The sequence below is a fragment of the Chryseobacterium sp. genome (assembly GCF_041914225.1).
Lineage (GTDB): Bacteria > Bacteroidota > Bacteroidia > Flavobacteriales > Weeksellaceae > Chryseobacterium.
Map to the genome: position 1 here is coordinate 92,382 of NZ_JAYSDT010000010.1, position 7,924 is coordinate 100,305.

A 7,924-nucleotide genomic window follows, 5' to 3' on the forward strand; every position below is an offset into this window, starting at 1 on the left:
AGGGTAAAAAAATTAAGATATTCAAAGTTTATCACTACAAATATCTTAATTTTTTGTTTTTATTTTTTAATGTTCCACGTGAAACATTTTTTTTAACGTCCCAGATATATTAATAAAACATTGATATCGGCTGGAGAAACTCCACTTATTCTTCCTGCCTGTGCTATAGTTTTCGGGCGTACATTAGACATTTTCTGCTTCGCTTCTGCAGAAAGGCTGGAAAGCTTGGTATAATCAAAATCTTCAGGAATTTTAATGTTTTCCAAACGGTTCAGTTTAGCAACATTTTCTTTTTCTTTCTCTATGTATCCTTTGTACTTGATATTAATCTCTGCCTGCTCCCTTACTTCATCGTTATATTGAGTAGAAACTTCTTTAATGAAATCAATTTCATCCAGTTTTTCCAATGTCATGTTTGGTCTGGTAAGAATCTGTGCTGCTCTGTAGGCCTGATCTACAGGGCTGCTTTCGATAGATTCTAAGATCGGATTGATAATACCTGGCTTTAAAGAAGTTTCTCGAAGAAACTCTTCAAGTAGTTGACTTTCAGATATTTTTGTTTCTACTCGTCTTAATCTGTCTTCTTTTGCCAATCCAAGGTTGAAAGCTTTTTCAGTTAAACGGATATCAGCGTTATCCTGTCTGAGAAGAAGTCTGTATTCTGCACGTGAAGTAAACATTCTGTAAGGCTCTTCGGTACCTTTAGTAATCAAATCATCAATAAGTACTCCGATGTATGCTTCATCTCTGTTCAGGATAAATTCACCTTTTTCGTGTACTTTATTATGTGCATTGATCCCCACTATTAAACCTTGACCTGCCGCTTCTTCATAACCTGTTGTTCCGTTAATCTGTCCGGCGAAATATAAATTATCAATAATTTTCGTTTCCAGGGTGTGTTTTAACTGGGTAGGGGGGAAGTAATCATATTCAATAGCATAACCAGGGCGGAAAACTTTTACGTTTTCAAATCCCGGAATATGTTTCATTGCTTTAATCTGTACATCCTCCGGAAGAGAAGAGCTGAATCCGTTTACGTAGATCTCAACAGTTTTCCATCCTTCCGGTTCTACGAAAAGCTGGTGTCTGTTTCTTTCTGCAAAACGGTTAATTTTATCTTCAATACTTGGGCAGTATCTTGGGCCTAAACTTTGGATTGTACCATTGAACATTGGACTTCTGTCGAAACCTTCTCTCAAAATGTCGTGTACAGTTTCGTTTGTATATACAATATGACAGCTTAATTGTTTCGTCAGTTTCGGCGTATCAAGATAGCTGAACTTTTGAGGATTTTCATCTCCTTTCTGTTCTTCCATTTTTGAATAATCCAGACTTCTTCCGTCTACTCTCGGTGGAGTACCGGTTTTCATTCTACCTGCTTCGAAACCTAAAGTAACCAATTGCTCTGTAATTCCAAAGGCTCTTGGTTCGCCCATTCTTCCTCCGCCTAATTGTTTATCTCCAACGTGAATCAATCCGTTAAGAAAAGTTCCGTTGGTAAGAACTACAGATCTTCCTTTGATCTCAATTCCTAAAGAGGTAACAACTCCGGTTACTTTATTATTTTCAACAATCAGTTGTTTCACCATATCCTGAAAGAAATCAAGATTGGGAGTATTCTCTAATGCCAGTCTCCATTCTTCGGCGAAAAGCATTCTGTCATTTTGGGTTCTCGGAGACCACATCGCAGGACCTTTTGAAAGATTCAGCATCTTGAATTGTATGGCAGATTTGTCTGCTACAATTCCGGAATATCCTCCCATTGCATCAATCTCTCTTACGATCTGTCCTTTTGCGATTCCGCCCATTGCCGGGTTGCAGCTCATCTGTCCGATGGTCTGCATATTCATTGTAATAAGTAAAGTTTTTGAACCGAGGTTGGCTGCTGCTGCTGCTGCTTCACAACCTGCGTGTCCGGCACCCACTACTATTACATCATATATTTCTGAAATCATTTTTATCTCGCTTGTTTTAAGCTTTAAACCTTATCTTTATAACCAATGTTTCACGTGAAACATTTTTGGAGAATGCACTCTAGGTAAATGTATATTGTTGCTAGAATAGAGTACTTTAGATATAGGACTTTAAGTGATTGTTCAATTTTAAAACTTTAAATCCCTGTATTTATCCAGGTACAGATCTTCCATTCTCCGCATCTCTTTTTCTTCCTCTTCCGTCTTGTCTTTATAGCCTGCCAGATGTAAAATTCCGTGGGCTAAAACCCTTCTTAATTCTTCTTCATAATCTCGGGAAAGGGTAGAGGCGTTATCAGAAATGCGCTGCAAAGATACGAAAATCTCTGCGCTTATTGTCTTCCCTTTTACATAATCAAAAGTGATGATGTCTGTATAATAATCATGCTGCAAATAATCCTGATTGATCTTAAGAAGATATTCATCATCACAGAAAATGTAATTGATTTCTCCTAGTTTTTTTCCTTCTGAAAGAATAAGGTCTTCCAGCCATTTTTTGTAATCTGTACTTACTGACTCCGGTAAGTTTTCGTAAAAGAACTGTATCATTTTTTTAAAACCAGTGCCCTAAAATAACACTGAATATACCTTTTTGGTTGTTTTTAAGTGAGTGGCTGAAGTTTACTTTTATCTGCCCGAAAGGAGATTTGTAACCAGCCGTTATTCCCAGTGAGCTATAATTTACTTTAACTGCATCTTCAAACTTGATATCGTTTGATAAGTTAGCAAAGCTGAAGTTTCCACTGATAAAATAGTTTTTGTTGAATTTAAACTGGAGATCATTAGACGCCAGTATAACATTATTTGTATGAAGCTGGGCGAAATAAAATCCTCCGAAGCTTTTGAAATTAATCAGGTTCTGTTCAAAAATTCCGCCTAATCTGTATTGATAATAAACAGGAAGATTTTCACCAATGGTAACTCCTCCAAATAAATTCAGGCGATAACTAAACTGCTTGCCAAGCGGGATATTAAGTCTGAGATCTGCTTTAATCTGAATGATTCTTTTGTCAACCTCGGACTTTAAAAGGTCTACGACCTTTCCTTCTGCAGAGAAATATACTCCTTTAGTCGGAAATTCTTTATCATCCTGCGTGTCGGTTTTGATGAAAATATACGGGTTTAAAAAACGGCTGTAACGTTGGTTTTCACCATTGGGGTTTTCTGCCTTAAAATAATCATGGCTGATACCGCCACCAATAGCGAATTTATCTTTCCATACAGACTGTATATAAGCTTCATTTCTGAGCCATTCCCAGCGGTCTACCACATAATTGTCTATATTTTTGATATCAAAGCTCATTCCGGAAGAATAAATACCGAATCCGGGAATATAGCCATTATCGATAAAATAGTTCAGGTAATACCTCAGTCGGTCTCCAACAACTACATCGAGCGAAAGATTTGAGTTTTTGAATAAAAGTCTTTTTGCAGAGTAATTCAAAAGAAGTCCCGTTTTGAAAACTTCATCATAATGTAGACCGAATTTTAAAAAATGACGGGCTTCATCTTCGGTAACATACAGCTTCAGATAATTGGCATCATTTTCCTGAACAATATCATAGTTGATAAAACGGTAGTTGTTTGTAGCAACAAGCTTATCTATCATTTTATTGATGCTTCCATAGGTCTGCAGAGAGGGGAGGCGCAGTCCCATTTTACCAAGTGTATAGTTTTTTCCGTAGATTTTACTTCCTTCAATAGAAATGCTGTCTATCTTATATACATTGGAATAGATTGGATTTATACGCTGTCTGAGACGGTCAAACGGTCTCTTTGGAAGCTGATCCAGTATCTGGGTATATTTGAGCCCTTCCACATAGCCGCTGTCCAGAATTTTCTTTTTATCATCATAGCTTGTGGCAGACATCCCTTTCAGATTGGGTTTAATATTGATGTCTGTATATTTATACTGTCTTCTTGTATCTTTTTTTATTCCGAAATCAATAACCTGGTTCAGAATGGCTATAATATTGTTTAAATCCTCTCTTTTTGAGAGATCTTGGTTAAGGTCCACACCAATGACGATATCGATTCCTTTGTCCTTTAAAGGCTTTGACGGATAGTTTACCGTCATAGCTCCGTCAATATAAATACTATCACCAATTTTAACAGGATCCATTAAAGAAGGAAATGCGGAACTTGCCATGATAGACTGTACAAGATCTCCTTTTTCAAATATCTGCATATTTCCGCTTTCAAGATTGGTGGCAACACATAAAAAAGGAATAGGCATTTTAGAGAAATCTTCGATATTGGAAACATTTTTAAAAAGTTCTTTAAGAAGATAAACATTTCTCTGGCCGGTGCTGATGGAAGAAGGAAGGGTGATTTTTCCGTTTTTAAGCGGAATGGATAAAAGATATTTATCTACTGATTTGTTGAAAAAGCTGGTTTCCTGCCGTGATTTCGGATCCATAATCAGAGAATAGAAATCCGTATCCATGACAATTTTTTCTATTTCTTTTCCGGAGTAGCCGGCCGCATACAATCCTCCTACAATAGCCCCCATACTTGTCCCTGAAATATAATCCACTTTCACTCCCAACGAATCTAATACTTTGAGAACCCCTACATGTGAAAAGCCTTTGGCCCCGCCACCGGCAAGTGACAGCCCGATCTTTGCATTCCTGGGAATCACCAGATCTTTTTTTACCTGAGAATGGATCAATAACAGCGGGAATATGAAAAGCAGAATCAGGAGTTTTCTCATAAGTTAGTCTTTTATATAGATCCGTTTCACCCGGGGTGAAACGGAGGTTAATACTTCATAGGTTATCGTTTTGCAGTATCCTGCGAATTCTTTTAAACTTGGGTGTGCATTAAAAACAGTTACAGTGTCACCTTCTTTTACATTCGGAATGTGATCTACATTAATCATCATCATATCCATACAGATATTTCCAACGATAGGTGCCAGTGTTTTGTTAACTCCAACATTTCCTACCTGGTTTCCTATAAGCCTTGGAATTCCGTCTGCATATCCTACAGGAATGGTTGCTATTCTGGTAGGATGATCTGTCTTATATCTTCTGCTGTAGCCTACAGATTCTCCGTTTTCCACAGTTGATATCTGTGAAATTACGGTTTTAAAGCTTACGACGGACCGCAATTGCTTCTGAATTTCAGGATCTGCTGATTCTCCCAGCATTCCGATACCGATTCTTACCATATCATACTGGTGGTCTGTATAATTTGTTATTCCGGGAGAGTTCAGGATATGGCGGATAGGAGTGTAGCCCAGTTTTTCAATAAGGTAACTGGAATTTTTTTCGAAAACTTCCAGCTGTTTCAAGGTGAATTCTTTTTCTTCAGGTACATCAGAAGAAGAAAGATGGCTGAACAAACTTTGTACTTTTAAGTTTTTCTGGTTTAAAGTTTCAATTAACTGATCCAGTTCAAAATCTTTAAAGCCAAGGCGGTGCATTCCTGTTTCCAGTTTGATATGAATAGGGTATTTTTTATCATATCCTGATTTCTGAACGGCTTCATAAAATAATTCCAATACTCTGAAGCTGTAAATTTCAGGTTCCAGGTTGTATTCTATAATAGTCTGATAACTGTGCTGCTCAGGATTCATTACAATAATAGGAGTGGTAATTCCTTTCTTCCTCAGCTCCACACCCTCATCTACATAAGCAACTCCAAGATAGTCTATATGATGATGCTGAAGGAATTCTGATACTTCAAAACTTCCCAACCCATAGGCGTTGGCTTTTACCATAGCCATCATTTTCGTTCCCGGTTTCAGCAGTGATTTATGATAGTTGATATTATGAAGAATGGCATTAAGGTTTATTTCCAATACTGTATCATGCTTTCTGAGTTCCAGGATATCTTTAAGTTTTTCGATCTCAAATTTTCTGGCACCTTTCAGCAGGATGATCTGATTTTCTATTTCAGTAAGATATTTACTTTCAATAAGCTCTTTAGTGTCAATAAAAGTATAGGTTTTAGCTTTAAATAATTCACTGAATATTGAAATTTCTTTACCGATCAGGAATACCGAATCAAAATTCTGGTCATTCACCAATTCTGCAACTTCTTCATATAATTCTTTGGCATTGGTGCTCACTCCTACGATGTCTGTAAGGACCAGAGATTTTTTTGCTTTATTGTATTCATTCAAAAACTGCAGGGCGGTCTTCAAAGAATCGAGATCAAGGTTGAAAGAGTCGTTGATGATAATATTGCCTCTATTTCCTTCAATGGCTTCAAGCCTCATTTCGACGGCCTTTAAAAGGTTGATTTTTTCGACGATCTTTTTATTTCCGATATTCAATTCCTTGAGGACTGTGATAAGCGCCATAGCATTGGTTAACGTCGCTTCGTCTCTCTGATGGGCCGGAAAACTGATTTCTTCTCCAAAATATTCAACAATTATATTTTCATCTCTGGAAATATTGCTTTTGATGAAAACCTGGTTCTCTTTTTTAAAACCGTAAGCAATTAATTTTTTATCAGAATAGGAATTTTTAATTTTTTGATCAACCAAAGGATTGTCGCCATTGTAAATGATCACCTCAGAACTTTTAAAAAGTCTGATTTTTTCATCAATCAATTCTTCCTCGGAAGAAAAGTTGGCAGCATGGGCAGTTCCTATATGGGTAAGCAATCCGATCTGAGGATGGAAAATATTTTCAAGCTTTTCCATTTCATGTGGTTTTGAGATTCCCACTTCAAAAATTCCCAGCTGATGAGAATCATTGATCTGAAGAAGAGATAATGGCAACCCGATCTGGGAATTGAAACTCTTTGGACTTTTTACCGTAGGAAATTCATTCCACAGACATTGATACAACCATTCTTTTAAAATGGTTTTTCCGTTACTTCCTGTAATTCCGATAGATTGTAAATGAGAATTTTCGAAATGATATTTTGCTAATTTCTGAAGAAATGCTACGGAATTTTCAACAATGATCCAGGTTATATTTTCAAACTCCGGATAATGATGCTCAGAAATAACGACCTTAATACCCCTGTCCATTGCAGATTCAATAAATTTTTCCCCGGAATTTTTATGAGTATTGATCGCGATAAAAGCTGTATTCTTGATAGAATAAATAATCCTGCTGTCATACGCTATATTTTTGATCAATAAATTCCCGTCTCCAATGATCTGTGCATTGGTGATCTCTGCAATGTGTTGTACTGTATAGTTCATTGGTACCCTTTCTGCTTTATTTTAGGCGAAATCGTAAAAAGGTAAAATAGTAAAAGGGCTAAGATTTATAACATCATCCGGTTTTTTCCTTTTTAATATTTTACGGTAGCTTTTTCGCTTTTCATTTTGTATTAAGTTAAATATATTCTTAATGGTTTTGGCAACAGCTGATTTATAATATAGCAGCTTCGCCTTTCCGGTTATTTTCTTTTTGAAAGTACTTCGTCAATAAAAACACGGCGGCTTACTGCTTCATAGCTTTCAGTTTCTCCCAATTCTACCAGATTATCTCCCTGGGAAATTCTCATGGAATAGTTGGCAAGATTACCCGTTCTCTTACAAATAGCATGCACTTTTGTAACATATTCGGCAGTAGCCATCAGATTCGGCATCGGCCCGAACGGACGGCCCAGAAAATCCATATCCAAACCTGCGATAACTACTCTGATACTGCTATTGGCAAGCTGATTGGCTATATCAACAATGCTTTCATCGAAAAACTGAGCTTCATCAATTCCTACAACATCACAATTGGACGCCAGCAGAAGAATTTCATTCGGATTCTCTACTGCTGTGCTGCGGATCTTATTCTGATTGTGGGAAACTACATCCTCTTCAGAATACCGTACATCCAGCTTAGGTTTAAAAATTTCCACATTCTGTCCTGCCATTTCTGCTCTTCGCAACCTGCGGATAAGTTCCTCGGTTTTACCGGAAAACATAGAGCCGCAAATCACTTCCATCCAACCGCTTTGTTTGGAATGATTAATTGTATTTTCTAAAAACA

5 protein-coding genes are annotated in these 7,924 nt (G+C 37.1%); all 5 read right to left on the reverse strand.

What is annotated here, in order from left to right:
- Positions 1 to 92: 92 nt before the first annotated feature.
- The gene (gene mnmG, locus ACE3RB_RS07095) at positions 93 to 1,955 is read right to left on the reverse strand and encodes a tRNA uridine-5-carboxymethylaminomethyl(34) synthesis enzyme MnmG (RefSeq protein ID WP_374463586.1); all 1,863 of its coding nucleotides are present in this window, start codon (positions 1,953 to 1,955) and stop codon (positions 93 to 95) included.
- Positions 1,956 to 2,102: 147 nt separating this feature from the next.
- Positions 2,103 to 2,522 (reverse strand): rRNA maturation RNase YbeY, encoded by a 420-nt coding sequence (gene ybeY / locus ACE3RB_RS07100; RefSeq protein WP_034694045.1) that lies wholly within the window; start codon positions 2,520 to 2,522, stop codon positions 2,103 to 2,105.
- A 4-nt stretch (positions 2,523 to 2,526) separates the two neighbouring features.
- Complete coding sequence (locus tag ACE3RB_RS07105; RefSeq protein ID WP_374463587.1) at positions 2,527 to 4,686, reverse strand: patatin-like phospholipase family protein; 2,160 nt, start codon at positions 4,684 to 4,686, stop codon at positions 2,527 to 2,529.
- A gap of 3 nt (positions 4,687 to 4,689) precedes the next feature.
- A complete protein-coding gene (locus ACE3RB_RS07110) occupies positions 4,690 to 7,137 on the reverse strand; it encodes a bifunctional UDP-N-acetylmuramoyl-tripeptide:D-alanyl-D-alanine ligase/alanine racemase (protein WP_374463588.1) in 2,448 nt (815 codons plus the stop codon).
- A 200-nt stretch (positions 7,138 to 7,337) separates the two neighbouring features.
- Positions 7,338 to 7,924: thymidine kinase (locus ACE3RB_RS07115; protein WP_374463589.1), on the reverse strand; the 587-nt coding region annotated here is incomplete at its 5' end.

Bases quoted from the DNA above. Each gene is read 5' to 3' on its own strand.
- mnmG (WP_374463586.1), bottom strand. From the start codon at position 1,955: ATGATTTCAGAAATATATGATGTAATAGTAGTGGGTGCCGGACACGCA.
- ybeY (WP_034694045.1), bottom strand. From the start codon at position 2,522: ATGATACAGTTCTTTTACGAAAACTTACCGGAGTCAGTAAGTACAGAT.
- ACE3RB_RS07105 (WP_374463587.1), bottom strand. From the start codon at position 4,686: ATGAGAAAACTCCTGATTCTGCTTTTCATATTCCCGCTGTTATTGATC.
- ACE3RB_RS07110 (WP_374463588.1), bottom strand. From the start codon at position 7,137: ATGAACTATACAGTACAACACATTGCAGAGATCACCAATGCACAGATC.